Source organism: Pseudoalteromonas tetraodonis (assembly GCF_002310835.1).
Classification (GTDB): Bacteria; Pseudomonadota; Gammaproteobacteria; order Enterobacterales; family Alteromonadaceae; genus Pseudoalteromonas; species Pseudoalteromonas tetraodonis.
Genome location: NZ_CP011041.1, coordinates 2,317,519 through 2,333,099, shown reverse-complemented (window position 1 = coordinate 2,333,099; position 15,581 = coordinate 2,317,519). Strand labels below are relative to the sequence as shown.

The 15,581-nt window shown below is 41.2% G+C and carries 14 protein-coding genes; 8 read left to right on the top strand and 6 right to left on the bottom strand.

Annotated features, from left to right (window positions below; genetic code table 11):
* Window positions 1–102 precede the first annotated feature (102 nt).
* From lon to ppiD, 3 genes are all read left to right on the top strand, one after another.
* Window positions 103–2,463 carry an endopeptidase La gene (gene lon / locus PTET_RS10875; RefSeq protein WP_013465448.1) on the top strand — a complete coding sequence of 787 codons (2,361 nt, stop codon included), beginning with the start codon at window positions 103–105 and terminating at the stop codon, window positions 2,461–2,463.
* 126 nt (window positions 2,464–2,589) lie between these two features.
* Complete coding sequence (locus PTET_RS10870) at window positions 2,590–2,946, top strand: HU family DNA-binding protein (RefSeq protein WP_255314649.1); 357 nt, start codon at window positions 2,590–2,592, stop codon at window positions 2,944–2,946.
* 174 nt (window positions 2,947–3,120) lie between these two features.
* On the top strand, window positions 3,121–5,022 hold the full coding sequence (ppiD, locus tag PTET_RS10865) for a peptidylprolyl isomerase (RefSeq protein ID WP_016899276.1): 1,902 nt from the start codon (window positions 3,121–3,123) through the stop codon (window positions 5,020–5,022).
* A gap of 51 nt (window positions 5,023–5,073) precedes the next feature.
* On the opposite strand, the gene PTET_RS10860 is transcribed toward ppiD, so the two are convergent.
* From PTET_RS10860 to pspF, 6 genes are read right to left on the bottom strand one after another with little or no spacing between them, the layout of a single operon-like run.
* Window positions 5,074–5,835, bottom strand: coding sequence for an ATP-binding cassette domain-containing protein (locus PTET_RS10860; protein WP_013465446.1), 762 nt, complete (start codon window positions 5,833–5,835; stop codon window positions 5,074–5,076).
* On the bottom strand, window positions 5,835–6,827 hold the full coding sequence (locus PTET_RS10855; RefSeq protein ID WP_008111028.1) for a peptide ABC transporter ATP-binding protein: 993 nt from the start codon (window positions 6,825–6,827) through the stop codon (window positions 5,835–5,837). Before PTET_RS10855 ends, PTET_RS10860 begins: the two co-directional genes overlap by 1 nt.
* A complete protein-coding gene (locus PTET_RS10850) occupies window positions 6,828–7,721 on the bottom strand; it encodes an ABC transporter permease subunit (protein ID WP_013465445.1) in 894 nt (297 codons plus the stop codon).
* On the bottom strand, window positions 7,708–8,742 hold the full coding sequence (locus PTET_RS10845; RefSeq protein ID WP_008111022.1) for an ABC transporter permease subunit: 1,035 nt from the start codon (window positions 8,740–8,742) through the stop codon (window positions 7,708–7,710). Before PTET_RS10845 ends, PTET_RS10850 begins: the two co-directional genes overlap by 14 nt.
* A complete protein-coding gene (locus PTET_RS10840; RefSeq protein ID WP_013465443.1) occupies window positions 8,742–10,349 on the bottom strand; it encodes an ABC transporter substrate-binding protein in 1,608 nt (535 codons plus the stop codon). Before PTET_RS10840 ends, PTET_RS10845 begins: the two co-directional genes overlap by 1 nt.
* Before the next feature lie 14 nt (window positions 10,350–10,363).
* A complete protein-coding gene (gene pspF / locus PTET_RS10835; RefSeq protein ID WP_033104002.1) occupies window positions 10,364–11,425 on the bottom strand; it encodes a phage shock protein operon transcriptional activator in 1,062 nt (353 codons plus the stop codon).
* A gap of 186 nt (window positions 11,426–11,611) precedes the next feature.
* On the opposite strand from pspF, the gene pspA reads away from it, so the two are divergent.
* The 5 genes from pspA to PTET_RS10810 all read left to right on the top strand — a co-directional run bounded on the left by pspA (window position 11,612) and on the right by PTET_RS10810 (window position 15,473).
* Window positions 11,612–12,271, top strand: coding sequence for a phage shock protein PspA (pspA, locus tag PTET_RS10830; RefSeq protein ID WP_016899278.1), 660 nt, complete (start codon window positions 11,612–11,614; stop codon window positions 12,269–12,271).
* Window positions 12,272–12,337: 66 nt separating this feature from the next.
* Entirely contained in the window at window positions 12,338–12,571 is a 234-nt protein-coding gene (pspB, locus tag PTET_RS10825; protein ID WP_008111014.1) for an envelope stress response membrane protein PspB, read from the top strand.
* Window positions 12,568–12,966: an envelope stress response membrane protein PspC gene (gene pspC / locus PTET_RS10820; RefSeq protein WP_013465440.1), complete on the top strand. Its 399-nt coding sequence runs from the start codon at window positions 12,568–12,570 to the stop codon at window positions 12,964–12,966. The genes pspB and pspC overlap by 4 nt, the downstream gene beginning before the upstream one ends.
* Before the next feature lie 63 nt (window positions 12,967–13,029).
* Window positions 13,030–14,448 carry a YcjX family GTP-binding protein gene (locus PTET_RS10815; protein WP_024601800.1) on the top strand — a complete coding sequence of 473 codons (1,419 nt, stop codon included), beginning with the start codon at window positions 13,030–13,032 and terminating at the stop codon, window positions 14,446–14,448.
* Window positions 14,445–15,473 carry a TIGR01620 family protein gene (locus tag PTET_RS10810; protein ID WP_024601801.1) on the top strand — a complete coding sequence of 343 codons (1,029 nt, stop codon included), beginning with the start codon at window positions 14,445–14,447 and terminating at the stop codon, window positions 15,471–15,473. Before PTET_RS10815 ends, PTET_RS10810 begins: the two co-directional genes overlap by 4 nt.
* Window positions 15,474–15,581: the final 108 nt, after the last annotated feature.

The window sequence follows — 15,581 nt, the reverse complement described above, 5'->3', positions numbered from 1 at the left end:
TAATTAATTTAATCGAGTTAACAAAAATTGTTGAACTTTAATTAGGTTATCCCCATATACTTGAGTAATCTTTAAATAAATGAAGTGCAAAGAGAAAATACAATGACGCTTGAGAGAAACGATCGAGTCGAAATCCCTGTGCTAGCACTGCGCGATGTGGTGGTGTATCCACACATGGTGATCCCGCTTTTTGTAGGCCGTGAAAAATCAATAAAATGCCTTGAAGCGGCAATGGATAAAGACAAACAAATTTTCTTAGTTGCACAAAAAGATGCAACTGTAGATGAGCCTGAGAAAGACGATATTTATCGTGTTGGGACAATTGCGACTGTACTTCAATTATTAAAGCTACCCGATGGTACAGTAAAAGTATTAGTTGAAGGCACACAACGTGCGAATATCGAAGAGTTTGTTGATAACGAAGACTTCTTCGTTGCCAATGCACAGTTTATTGAGTCTGATTCAGTGAACGAACAAGAACAAGATATCTTTATTCGTAGTGCATTGAGCCAGTTTGAAGGCTATGTAAAATTAAATAAAAAAATTCCACCTGAAGTGATGACCTCGGTCTCTGGTATTGATGAGCCAGCGCGCCTTGCTGATACCATGGCTGCGCATATGCCATTGAAAGTGCCTGAAAAACAAAAAGTACTTGAAATATCTAGCGTTACAGAACGTTTAGAGTACTTAATGGCGCTGATGGAAGGTGAAATAGACTTATTGCAAGTTGAGAAGAAAATTCGCACCCGCGTTAAAAAGCAAATGGAAAAATCGCAGCGTGAGTATTACCTCAATGAGCAAATGAAAGCGATTCAAAAAGAGTTGGGTGAAATTGATGACGTACCGGATGAATTTGAAGCGTTGAAAAAGCGCATTGAAGAGTCTGGCATGCCATCAGAAGCGAAAGAAAAAGCCACAGCTGAGTTAAATAAGCTTAAGATGATGTCGCCAATGTCGGCAGAAGCCAGTGTTGTTCGCTCATACATAGATACGTTAATTAACGTACCGTGGAAAAAGCGCTCTAAGGTGAAAAAAGACTTAGCCGGCGCGCAAAAAATATTAGATAGCGACCACCACGGCCTTGATAAAGTCAAAGAGCGCATTATTGAGTACCTCGCAGTACAACAGCGCACAAATAAACTTAAAGGGCCAATCTTATGTTTAGTTGGACCGCCAGGTGTAGGTAAAACATCACTTGGACAGTCTATTGCGCGTTCAACGGGTCGTAAATACGTTCGTATGGCACTCGGTGGTGTACGCGATGAGGCTGAGATTCGTGGGCATCGTCGTACTTACATTGGCTCTATGCCTGGTAAGTTAATTCAAAACATGACTAAAGTGGGCGTTAAAAACCCATTATTCTTGTTAGATGAAATTGACAAAATGTCAGCAGATATGCGCGGTGACCCTGCATCAGCATTGTTAGAAGTATTGGATCCTGAGCAAAACAGTCATTTTGCGGACCATTACTTAGAAGTTGATTACGACTTATCTGATGTGATGTTTGTTGCAACCTCAAATAGCTTTAATATTCCAGGTCCTTTATTAGACCGTATGGAAGTGATTCGATTATCGGGTTACACCGAGGACGAAAAGCTAAATATTGCTAAAGAACACTTAATTCCTAAGCAAATTAAGCGTAATGGTCTAAAAGCTAAAGAAGTTGAAATCGCCGACAGTGCTATCATTGGTATTATCCGTTATTACACTCGTGAAGCGGGCGTGCGTAATTTAGAGCGTGAAGTATCTAAGCTATGTCGTAAAGCGGTTAAAAATATCTTAATCGAAAAAGACACTAAAACAGTGACAATTGATGCAGATAACCTTGAAGAATACTTAGGTGTGCAACGCTTTGATTACGGTAAAGCAGAAGACGGCGACCGTATTGGTCAAGTTACAGGCCTTGCATGGACAGAAGTAGGCGGTGACTTACTCACGATTGAATGTGCTGCAGTACCAGGTAAAGGCAAATTGACTTACACCGGCTCGTTAGGCGATGTAATGCAAGAGTCGATTCAAGCGGCAATGACCGTTGTGCGTAATCGTGCTGATGAGCTGCGTATTAATAGCGACTTTTATGAAAAGCGCGATATTCACGTACACGTACCTGAGGGTGCAACACCTAAAGATGGCCCAAGTGCCGGTATTGCAATGGTAACGTGTTTGGTTTCAAGCTTAACCGGTAATGCGGTGCGCTCTGATGTAGCCATGACAGGTGAAATTACCTTACGTGGTGAAGTATTGCCTATTGGTGGTTTAAAAGAGAAATTATTAGCGGCTCACCGTGGTGGGATTAAAACGGTCATCATTCCAAAAATTAACGAACGTGACTTAAAAGAGATACCTGACAATGTATTGGCGGGTCTTGATATTCACCCAGTTACATGGATTGATGAGGTATTAAAGCTTGCTTTAGTGCATCCAGTTGATAGTTTTTCAGTCGAAACACCGAAAAAGCAGTAAAAAAGCCAAAAAAAGTGCTTTTAGGGGCTTTTCAAATCTAAACGGTATGATAAGTTAAGCACTGGTTTTCAAGCCTAGCCCTTGCAGGGCCTAGGCTTAAGAAAAATATAATCATATGAGCTTTAAATAAATGCTCAAAAATTTCAAAACAGTGATGTTAGTTTAAAAAAACAATCGCTCTTGATAACAACAATGAAAGAGGATGATATTGTGAATAAATCTCAATTAATCGATCAAATCGCAGCTGATGCTGACATTTCTAAAGCGGCTGCAGGTCGTGCACTAGATTCATTCATCGAATCTGTATCTGGCGCGCTAAAAGATGGCGACTCAGTTGCACTTGTTGGTTTTGGTACTTTCTCTGTACGTGAGCGTGCTGCTCGTGCAGGTCGTAACCCACAAACTGGTGAAACGATTCAAATTGCTGCAGCTAACATCCCAGCTTTTAAAGCCGGTAAAGCGCTTAAAGACGCAGTAAACTAATCACTGTGTAAACAAATTAGTTATGGCGAGTGAACAATACGCTTAATTATTCTAATCGATGAATTAAGTTACTTCACCGCCAGTTACTTCAAGTGAAAAAGCGTATCTGGTAAGATACGCTTTTTTTACATATGACAAGGTAGAAAAGACCTTGGTCAGAAAAGAGATAAACAAATGCTTGAGAAAATCAGAGAAGGTTCGCAAGGGCCGGTAGCCAAAGTCATTTTAGGCGCGGTGATTTTATCTTTTGCCTTAGCTGGGATCGGTAGTTACTTAGGTCAAACCACAGAACAACCCGTTGCTGAAGTAAATGGAATTAAAATTAGCCAAACAGAATTTAGCCGTGCGTTGCAAAATGAACGTAGCCGCTTAGAACAACAATTTGGTGAATATTTTACCCAAATAGCAGCCGATCCAACTTATATGGCTCAAATACGTCAAGGCGTGATTGACCGTTTAGTACAACAAGAATTACAAAGCCAGTTAGCGACTGAGCTGGGTCTGCGTGTGAGTGATGAAAGTATTCGTCAAACAATTTTAGAGCTTCCTTATTTTAAAATTGGCGATCAATTTAATAACGACCGTTACTTACAAGTGATTCGTCAAATGAACTTCCAACCTGATTCATTTCGAGAGTACCTTCGTGATGATATGACACGTAGCCAGTTAGTGTCAGCGGTTGCAGGAACTGACTTTGCATTGCAAAACGAGCTTAAATCAGCCATTGCACTGCAACAACAAACTCGCAGCATTGATTATTTAGTCATTGATAAACAAGCAATGCAGGCTAATGTTGACGTTACTGATCAAGAAGTGGCTGATTATTACGAATTAAATGCAGGGCAATTTTTATCGCCAGAGCTTATTTCAGTTAATTACATTGAGTTAGATGCAGATGATATCGATGTTGCATCGGTAAGCGAAGACGACGTAAAAGCATATTATGAGCAGAGTAAAGCGCAATATATTGAGCCTGAAAAACGTCGTGTATCACATATCTTAATTGATAACAGTGAAGATGACGATGCGGCAAAAGCGAAAGCTGAGTCTTTATTAGCACAGCTTAATGCGGGTGCTGATTTTGCACAATTAGCTGAATCGTCGTCAGATGATATTGTTAGCGCCGAAATGGGTGGTGACTTAGAGTGGATTGAACGTGATGTCATGGAGCCTGCATTTGAAGATGCTGCTTTTGCACTGCAAAACAAAGGTGATTACTCTGATGTAGTAGCCTCTGAATTTGGTTATCACATCATTAAACTTACAGACATTCAATCGCAGCAAGTTAAACCTTACGATGCCGTGAAAGCCGATTTACGTGCTGAACTTGAACAAGCTGAAAAAGTGGATGCGTTTTACGAGAAGCAAACAGAAATGGGTGCGTTAGCATTTGAGATTTCTGACCGCTTAGACGATGCTGCTGAAGTGGCGGGTGTTGAAGTACAATCTACACCGCTATTAGCACTGAGTGCGCTTCCTGAGCCGCTTAATAATCCTGCGGTTATAACCGCATTATCATCAGTTGAATTACTAGAAGATAAAGTAAACTCAGAAGTAATCGAACTAGGTAATGAGCACGTGATTGTGGTTCGTGTTAACGAGCATCAACCGGCTGCAACTAAAGCATTGAGCGAAGTAAGCGAGCAAATTAAAACACGCTTAGTAAACGAAAAAGCGTCCGATCTTGCTAAAGAAAAAGCACGTACCTTATTTGCACAAATCAAAGACGGTAAGAGCTTAAACGATGTTGCTGCTGAGCAGTCACTAAGCGTTCGTCAAGAGTCGCAACTTACTCGTGAAAGCTTTGCTGTTTCGCCTGCTATTGTTACCCAAGTATTTAAAATGGCGCACCCACGAGATGGCGCAGTTTATGATGTAGTTAACTTAAACAATGGTGATGCTGCTATTGTTGCGCTTAACTCAGTCACGGATGCACTAGTGAGTGACAGCATTGAGCCACAAATGAAGCAAAATATCACGATGGCCCAAGCACAGAAAAACTATACGGTATTCATTGAGTCGCTTAAGCAACAAGCGGAACTAAATGTACCAAAAGCAGCGCAACCTGCGGAATAAATAATAGCTAAACTATAAAAGGCGCCAATTGGCGCCTTTTTTGTTTTTGTATTAACAGCTTAATAAGCGTTGAGTAACCTTTGACTGTGGGCTTTGAAAAATAGCTTCAGTGGGACCGTATTCAACAATTTCACCTTTATTGAGAACGACTAATTGGTCGCTAATATGACGCACTAAACTTAAGTGATGGGTGATCAAAATATAGGTTAAACCGGTTTCGAGCTGTAATTTAAGTAATAAGTTAACTATTTGCGCCCTCACAGAGGGGTCAAGCGACGAAAGTGCCTCATCGAGTACAACAACCTTGGGATCTAAAATAAGTGCGCGAGCGAGCGCTATACGCTGTAATTGCCCAATACTAAACATATGCGGATAGTATTGTTGATGATCAACCAGCAAACCGACCTTAAGTAAAGTACTGCCAATTTTTTCACTGCGCTGATCTTTATCAAAATCGGTATTAAATTTTAGGCAATCGTCGAGCATTTCTGCAATGGTTAATGCCGGGTTTAATGAGGTGGCCGAATCTTGAAAAATCATTCGGATGTAACGGCACTGAGCATCGCGCTGGCCGTTGTTTTCAATGGTGTTATTTTCTAATAATATTTGTCCGCTGTCTGCACTGTATGCGCCAACTAACAATTTAGCGAGGGTGCTTTTTCCTGAGCCGGTTTCACCAATAATGGCAATCGTTTCACCTTTACCAATACTAAATGAGATGTTTTTTAGTACATCAAATTTTTTACGGCTAAATAAACCTGCACGCATGTTAAAGGCTTTTGACAAGGCTTGAACTTTTAACAAGGGTTGCATTATTTTACTTCCTTGATCAATGGAAAGTGACACGCGTAACTATGGCCGTGGTGTTTAGAGAGTTTAGGGGCAACCACACACTCTTTTTGTGCTTGCGGGCAACGCGGTCCTAAACGACAACCAATCGGTAAATGTTGTAGTGTAGGTATGGTGCCTTTTAATGCATAAAAAGGTTCTTTATGGGCTAAGCCGTGCTCATAATCAGGTAAGCTTTTTAATAAAGCCTGCGTATATGGATGACGCGGTTGGCTAAAAATACGGTGCGTTGGACCAGCTTCAACCATTTGTCCGCAATACAAAACATGAATACCATGTGACCAATTTACTATTTCTTCTAGCTCATGGGAAATCATCAAAATAGACATATTCTTTAGCTGATTCAAACTTTTTAATAATCGAAATACCTGCGCACGAGTGGTACTTTCTAGTGCGGTTGTTGGCTCATCAGCAATGAGCAATTTAGGTGTACGCGCAATGGCCATGGCTATCATGACTTTTTGACAAACGCCTTCAGAGAGTTCATGAGGGTAGCTATCAAGCACGGCTTCATGATTTTTAATGCCCACTTTGTGTATCAGTGCTTTTACACGATCTTTACGCTCTCGGTTGCGTTTTAAGAAAAACCCTTTGGCGGCCACTTCAGGCAGTGTTTCAGCGATTTGGTTAAATATTTTTGCAGTAGGGTCAAGGCAGCGACTTGGATCTTGGTAAATCATTGCAATGTCTTGGCTGACGGTTTTACGGCGCTGCTCTGGTGTGAGGCGCATTAAATCAACACCGCGCCAATGCATTCTATCGGCGGTTATAACCCAGCGTTCGTTAAGTACGCCTACAATGGCTTTTGCAATTAAGCTTTTTCCTGAGCCGGATTCTCCCACTAAGGCGTGTACTTCACCTTCTTTTAAACTAAAACTTACCCGGTCAACAGCGCGAATAGCAGTTTCAGACGTTTGCAGCTCTATGGTTAAGTTTCGAATATCTAGTAAATGCATTTAATCGGCCTTACGCGCTTGTAAAACTTTGCGAAGTCCATCGCCCACCAAGTTTGTTGAAAGAACGGCTAAAAATAGCAGTACACCCGGAAGAGCCACCGTCCATGGCGCTAAATAAATAAGCCCTAAGTTTTCGGCCAAAATAGCACCCCATTCAGTGGTGGGCGGCTGCGCGCCAAGTTTTAAAAACCCTAGCGCAGCAATATCTAAAATAGCAGTAGAGAGGGCCATAGTAAAAATAACCACAATATATTCATACACATTAGGAAAAATACCGCGCGATAAAATATGCCACTTAGAGGCCCCATCGAGCCGGTACGCTGTGACATAATCTTTACCTAGCTCATCAACGATTAGGTTTCTAATGGAATGAATAAACTGTGGTAACAGCGCTAAAATAATTGCCCAAACGGTATTCATTAATCCAGGACCGAGTATGGCAATAATAATAATGGCCAATAATAATGAGGGGATAGACAAGGTTACATCAAGTAAATGGTTCAAAAAGCTAGAGCGTATGCCTTTGCTAATACCAGCAAATGTACCGACTAACACACCAATTATGGTGGTAATTAGTGCAGCCACGACCGACAAGCCAAATGTATAAGTCGCGCCATTCATTAAGCGTGAAAGCACATCTCGGCCTAAGTCATCGGTGCCTAAAATAAACCGCACATCGCCCATTTCATTCCATGACGGTGGCAGCAGTAGTGCATTACTGTGCTGTTGGTTTACTCCATAGGGCGCAAGAAACGGTGCTGTTGCAGCTAATATACTAAAGGCAATAAACACCCATAAGCCCACCAATGCAGGATGGTTATTTTTAAATTTTCGCCATAGTCTCGCTAATGGCGATTTATTTGAATCTTCTGAAAATAAATTAAACTTTGCCATGCGCTTGGTTCCGAGACAGAGGATCGAGTAGGGTGTATGTTAGTTCAGCTATAATTGTGGCAATAATAATGAAAAAAGAAACGGCCATTAACCCCCCTTGTATGGCAGGGTAGTCACGTTGATAAATACTGTCTATTAACCAACGGCCAATCCCCGGCCATGAAAAAATAACCTCGGTGATCATAGCAAGGGTGATCAAGGTGCTAAATTGCAGACCTATTTGCTTTATGACTGGCAGTAATGCATTTCTCAGGGCGTGATGAATAATAAGCTGCCCACGGTTAAGGCCTTTGGCGCGAGCTGTTTTGATAAAGTTTTGATCCATTACTTTTAACATTGACTCGCGAGTAAAGCGCACCAATACAGTGGTCGGATACATAGCCAGTACAATGGTAGGTAATGTTAGGTGATGCAGTGCATCAAGCATTGCCATGCCATTGTAGGGAAAATCAGCTAGTAAAATATCCAGTAAGATAAACCCCGTACTGGCAGGTATTTCATACAATAAGCTCACTCGCCCCGACATAGGAAACCAACCAAGTTTGAGCGAAAAAACCATAATTAGTAATAACGCGAGCCAAAAAATAGGCATAGAATAGCCAACCATAGCTGTTGAGCTAATTAATTTATCAGGCCATTGTTTATGATAAGCCGATGCTAAAATCCCGACAGGCACGCCTACCACAACCGAGATGACTAACGCATAAATACTCAGCTCTAAGGTCGCTGGAATTAAATCAACCACGTGAGCAAAAACACTATCTCCTGAGGCAAACGACACGCCCCAATCGCCTTGTACTATTCGCCCGACAAAGGCAATGTACTGCATAAAGTAGTTACTGTTAAACAGGTACTTTTCTTCTAGCTGTGCATTTTGAGTAAAGTTAGTGTCTGGTATGCCACTTAAGTTACTCAGTGGATCGCCAGGGAATAAGTAGCTCAGCGAAAAAGTAAAAATACTCAGTAATAACACCATGAAAAATAACAATCCGAGGCGGCGTAAAATATAATCGAATAACATTACTTCTTCCTCGCGTTAGCCAATGAAATAGCGCCAAATGGCCCGAGTGTGATCCCCTCAACATCAGCACTACTTGCCTGAAAACGCATGCCGTGGGCTATTGGGTATAAGGGTAATTGTTCGATGATCATACTTTGTGCAGCGTCGTAATATTGTTTACGTAAATTTAAATCGGTCGTATCGAGAGCTTTAGTTAACAGTAAATCAAATTCAGGATTACACCAGTTCGCTGGGTTTTTGCCACTGAAGGTCGCGGTGCAGCTAAGTAACGGGCTAAAAAAGTTATCAGGATCAGGCGTATCTGCTGCCCAACCTAATAATACACTGTCGTGACGGTGCTCGCCTATGCGTTGAATAAAGGTGTTCCACTCATACTCGACAATATTAACGTTAACGCCAATTTTGCGTAAATCGCTTTGCATCAGCTCTGCCATTTTTCGTGCATTAGGGTTATAAATACGGCTGACAGGCATAGCCCAAATGCTCATATCAAACCCTTTTTCATAACCCGCTTCAGTTAATAGTTTTTTTGCCAGTTGTGGGTCGAAAATTGGCATGTTCTTTTGTGGTTCAAACGCCCACGACGTGGGTGGTAGTATTGACCGCGCACGAAGTCCATTACCGTAGTAAACTGCCTGCATTATTTTTTCTATATCAATGGCATGCACTAAGGCTTGGCGTACTTTTAAGTTATCAAACGGAGGGCGTTCGGTATTAAATGCCCAATAACCTATGTTTAAGTTGGTTTCCCTTTCAACGTTAATATCATCTCGCTGAGCTAAAATACTTAACTGTGCACTGCTAGGATGCGCAGTTACGTCACACTCTTTGGTAAGAATTTTAGCAATACGCGTGGTGCCATTAGGGGTAATGTCGTACACCAACTGCTCAAGTGCCACCTCGTGTTTCCAATAGTCAGCGTTTTTATAAAAGCGTACTAAATGGTCTCGTCGGTATTCTTTGTAAATATAAGGACCGGTGCCAACTGGATATTGATCAAATAGGTTTTCTTGGTTGTTGGCTTTGAGCGCCATGGCATATTCTTTAGAGAGCACCACGGCGAAATCGGTCGCCATATTCGCTAAAAAACTGCTTTCTGCGTTAAATAATTCAAACCGAACTTGGTGATCAGACACCCTGACAATTTTACGAATAAGTTGGTCAATACCCACACTTTGAAAGTAGGGGTAATTCGCATCACCGACAAAGTGATAGGGGTTGTATACATCAAATAAACGACTGAAAGTGAAAATGACATCATCAGCGTTAAATTCGCGTGTTGGAGTAAAATACGCGGTGGTATGAAATTTAACCCCTTTGCGCAGAGTAAAAGTGACAGACTTACCGTCTTTGCTAATTTTCCAGTCGGTGGCTAGTTCGCTTTTAAATTCAGCAGTCACAGGGTCAATACTAATTAACCGGTCGTACAACTGGTTAGCAATAATATCGATGGTTGATCCTGTGGTTGTGACTTGAGGATTGAACGACACAGGATTTGCCTCAGCGCAATAAACGAGGCCTTGGTTTTTTTCTTCTAAGATTTCTTCTTTACTATCAATGCAACCTACTAAACTCAATGATAATAAAGCAAGTAATAATTTATGCACCCGCACAACCTCTACTATTCCAGCAAATTGTATTTTTTCAAATAACCACGTAATTGATGATACGTTAAACCAAGTACTTCTGCAGTCTTCTTTTGATTAAATTGGCTATGTTCTAATGCTTTTTTTATTAATGTGATCTCAAATTCATTAGAGAGTGTTTTTAAGTCACAAGGAAACTCAGGTTCTGCATTACTCAAACTCGGTGTTACAGGCGCTTCTGTGGGCTGGGTGTTAACAACTTCATTTTGCACAGCAACAGGGGCTTGTGTATGTTTAATACGTGCTTTAGGTCTAAAGCGGCTTTCGAATGGGTCTAAAATAATTTTATGCACAGGGATGTGTTCATTGCCGTGGCGATACAGACTTCGCTCCACCACATTTTTAAGCTCACGCACATTACCCGGCCACTCATAACTGAGTAAACTTTCTTGTGCATTGCGAGTAAAGCCACTAAATAACTCCCACTCTAAGTCGCGTGCCATATTCATTGCAAATTGCTCAGCCAGTAACATAATATCGTCTTGGCGTTCGCGCAGTGGCGGTAGAGTGATCACATCAAATGCGAGCCTATCGAGTAAATCGCTTCTAAATTCACCTTGCTGCGCTAAATGCGGTAAGTCTTCATTGGTCGCACAGACTAAGCGCGTATCTACTTTAACCGTTTGTTTGCCGCCAACACGCTCAAACTCACCATACTCTATTACCCTTAATAGCTTTTCTTGCACTAGGGCAGAAGTATTTGCCAACTCATCTAAAAATAAGGTGCCGCTATTAGCCCGCTCAAATCGGCCTTCATGGCGTTTACTTGCGCCAGTAAATGCACCACTTTCATGGCCAAATAATTCACTTTCGAGTAGATTTTCGTTTAATGCCGCACAGTTGAGTTTGACGTAACTTTGATCCCAGCGCTTGGATAAAAAGTGTAAACGTGCTGCAATAAGCTCTTTACCGGTACCACGTTCACCAATAATAAGTACGGGTTTATCTAGGTTTGCTAGCTGCGATACCTGATCAAGAACCGATAAAAAGCTGTCTGATTGGCCGAGCAAATTATCCTGTTGGCGATATTGACTCATATTTCCTAACTCTTAGTCATTTTTACTAACAGTTAGTGTATTTCATTATGATTGATAACAAAAGCAATTTGTAATTTACATTTAACTATTTGAAATTTATTGCTATTTTAAAATTAAAAAAGTTGGCAAGCATATTGATACTAATAAAAGCAGACACATTTAGATTAAATAATAGAGGTATATGTTATGGGAATTTTTTCACGTTTTGCAGACATTGTTAATTCTAATATCAATGCCATTTTAGATAAAGCAGAAGACCCTGAAAAAATGGTTCGTCTTATTATCCAAGAGATGGAAGATACACTGGTAGAGGTACGCTCTACATCAGCAAAAACACTCGCTGAGAAAAAAGAATTAGTACGTCGCGTAGACACACTAAAAGCCCAAGTAAACGATTGGCAAGATAAAGCCGAATTGGCACTGAGCAAAGATCGTGACGATTTAGCACGCTCAGCATTACTTGAAAAGCAAAAATCAGCCGACGCAGTTGCTGCGGTAGAAAGTGAACTTGACCATGTAGAGTCTCATATTGAGAAGCTACAACAAGAGGTAACTACGCTACAAGAAAAGCTAGCAGATGCTAAGGCACGTCAAAAAGCGATTATTTTACGTCAACGCTCGGCTGAGTCGCGCCTTGAAGTTAAAAAAGCGCTTGATAGTTCTAAAGTAGAGGATGCACTTAATCGCTTTGAACGTTACGAAACCAAAATTGATGGGCTAGAATCTCAAATAGAGTCTTATGATTTAGGTAAACAAACGTTAGCTGATGAAATTGCAGACTTACAAAAGAATGAAAAGATTGATGACGAGTTAGCTGAACTTAAAAAGAAACTCGCAAATAAATAAAACGATAATATCAGGGGCCACGTGCCCCTGACATCAACATAGAATACGGATTATCAGGAGAGGATTATGTTTGATCCAGAGATACTAGTTGCCCCCTTTATCTTATTTATGATTTTTGTTGCGCCACTGTGGTTAATTTTACACTACCGTAGCAAAAAGCAAGTAAGCCAAGGGTTGAGTGAGCATGAGCATCGCCAATTATTGGAGCTTGCACAAAAAGCTGAAAAAATGGCTGATAGAGTAGAAACATTAGAAGCGTTGCTTGATCAAGAGTCACCTCAGTGGAGACAAAAAGTATGAACACTAAACGCGAATTATTCAGAGACCCACAACGCGGCAAAATAGCTGGCGTATGTGCCGGTTTAAGTGACTACTTTAATATGGAGTTATGGTTAGTTCGCATTATATTTGTTAGTGCGGTACTACTAACCGGTGGCCCATTATTTGTGGTAGCGTACATTGCAGCATGGTTTATTTTAGATAAAAAACCTGCTGCAACACATAAAACGCATTCAACTTACAGTGATGACCCACTAGAAGTTAAGTTTAAAGTATGGCAAAAGGGCGAGCCACCTCGTCGTGCATTACAAGACTTAAAAGAGCGTTTAACACGTGTTGATGTTCGCTTACAAGAGATGGAACGTTACGTTACCTCAAGCGAATTTACAGTCAGTCGTGAAATTAATAAACTTTAAAGGATTGATAAGCACCTTGTTTGTAACGTGAACAATTACGGCAGATAGGGTGCAAAACACTTTATGAGCCAATCATTTGCAAAAAAGACCTTTAAAACTTTTAAAGGCAAAGCACAAAAAGCCCTGCACCGTAGTTTAGACCAACATGTTAAGCTTGCTGTAACTGGGTTGAGCGGCAGTGGTAAAACCGCGTTTATAAGTGCGTTAGTTAAGCACTTAACCTCTCAGGCGAATGACAACAACTTACCTTTTTTTGATGTGATGCGCGAGCATCGTCATATTGCCACTAAAATTGTGCCGCAAGAGGCATTAAACGTGCCCACCTTTGATTATAACCGTGCAATGAGTGCCTTACTGCCAATGGAAGGTAACCCTGCCTGGCCGGCGTCTACAGAGCGAATAAATACTCTGCGCTTGGCGATTAAATACCAAAGTAATGCGGGTCTGCGAGGTCATTTTTCACCGCAATCAACGTTATACCTTGATATTATTGACTATCCAGGCGAATGGCTGCTCGATTTACCTATGCTTGAACAAAGCTATACTGCGTGGTGTGAACAGCAATACCCATTATTAAATCAGTCTCCTCGCAGCGCTACCTCAGGCGATTTTTTACACGCCGTAGAGCAACTTGATTTACATGCCCCTGTGGATGAAAGTGAGCTTGCTAACATTGCACAACGTTATCAACGCATGCTGGTAGGGCTAAAAAAAGACACCAAACTTGCGATGCTACAACCCGGGCGAATGTTAATGCCGGGCGACTTGCAAGGTGCGCCGTTATTGTTATTTTTTCCAATAAACCCTGAAATGATGAAAGACGATGTGGTGGCGGGTTCTAATTTAGCGCATTTAATTAAACGTTTTAATGCTTACGTGAAAGAAGTCGTTAAGCCATTTTATAATGAGCATTTTCGTCACTTTGACCGCCAAATTGTGTTGGTTGATGTACTCAGTGCATTAAATGAAGGCCATGAAACTTTGCATGAGCAAAGCCGTGTTATTAATCAATTGTTGGCACATTTTAGTTATGGGGAGTCTGGCTTTTTTAAACGTTTATTCAAACCGAATATTGATAAAATATTGTTTGCTGCTAATAAGTCAGATCACATCAGTGCTAAGCATCATAAAGCGTTAGCCTTGTTACTAGACTCGCTGGTCAAAGAGCAAAGTAATCATTTAAAGTTTGACGGTGTACAAATTGAAACTATGGCTATGTCATCAATTACCGCAACCCAACCTCGCCAAGTGGTTGATAAAGGTCAAACTCTTGATTGCGTTTACGGTAAACCTTTAAATGAGCATGAGTGGCTGACTTATTTACCACCAGAGCCGCCAAGTCGAATGCTTAATAAAAGTGAGTGGCCAGCGCAAGGGTTTGAATTTTTGTCATTTTCGCCGATGCCAAGCCCCGACAAACAACTTAAACATATTCGATTAGATCATGTGATGCAGTACCTGCTAGGAGACAAATTAACATGAGTGAGTCAACGCAACAGTTTCAAGCAGGGCGTCGTATTAATGCACAAAATATTGAGCAAAACGAGCCTGCGTTAACACCCGCTAAAATTATTGAACACGGACAAAGTGATTACACCTCTGAGCTTGAGGATGATGCGCTTGAGCCTGAAGTTGATTTAGAGCCGGTGTATAAAAAGTCAAAATGGCAAACGCTCAAAGGCTTGTTTGCGCTCAGCTTTATTATTTTAGTACTGCTAGAGTTTGGGTTTTCTATTGTGCTTGCTTATCAGCAATCGCTTATTTTGGGCAGTGTTTATTTAACCGCTGTGGTAAGCGGTGTGTTATTAATAACAAGATTGTTATGGCGAGAGTATCGGATGTTGCGCAGTTTAAAGCGTAATCAGCTGCATCGCCATGAAGCCGATAGGTTATTAAACAGTGAGCAAGTGGGTGGTGCACTCCCTTGGCTTGAAAAATTGAACAAGCACCAGCAGTTAGACAATTTTGAAAACTTTAAAAACCAAGTTGCTACGCACCATAGTGATAAAGAAATAATGACACTTTACGCTAATAGCCTACTGGTAACGCAAGACACCCAAGCTAAAAAGCTTATAAACCGCTTTGCAACAGAGTCAGCCTTATTAGTCGCATTAAGCCCTCTTGCGCTGGTGGATATGATGGCGGTGTTATGGCGCGGTACAAAATTAATTGAACAAATAGGTAAAATTTATGGCATTGGTTTTGGTTACGCCAGTCGCATTAAACTCTATCGAATGCTGTTAAAACAAGTCATGTTTGTAGGCAGTGCAGAGCTTGTATCTGATTTAGCGGCCACGGCACTTAGTGCTGAGCTATTAGGCAAACTTTCAGGGCGAGCCGCGCAAGGCGTCAGTGCGGGTATATTTACAGCACGTATAGGCTATAAAGCCATGGAATTAAGCCGACCCTTACCGCGTCTTGAAAATAAACGCAGCTTGTTAAAAGGCACTGTTCAAGGGGTTGCGAGTAAAATTATGAGTCGCACTAAGAGAGCCGAGAGTAAATAGTTGGCAATATTTGTGTACAGCTTTTTGAGTAAAGTTTGCACAAATAGCCATCTGAGCATCCGGCATGCTTGTGATTTAAAGTGCGGTGCGTTTTATTTATGTAATTGA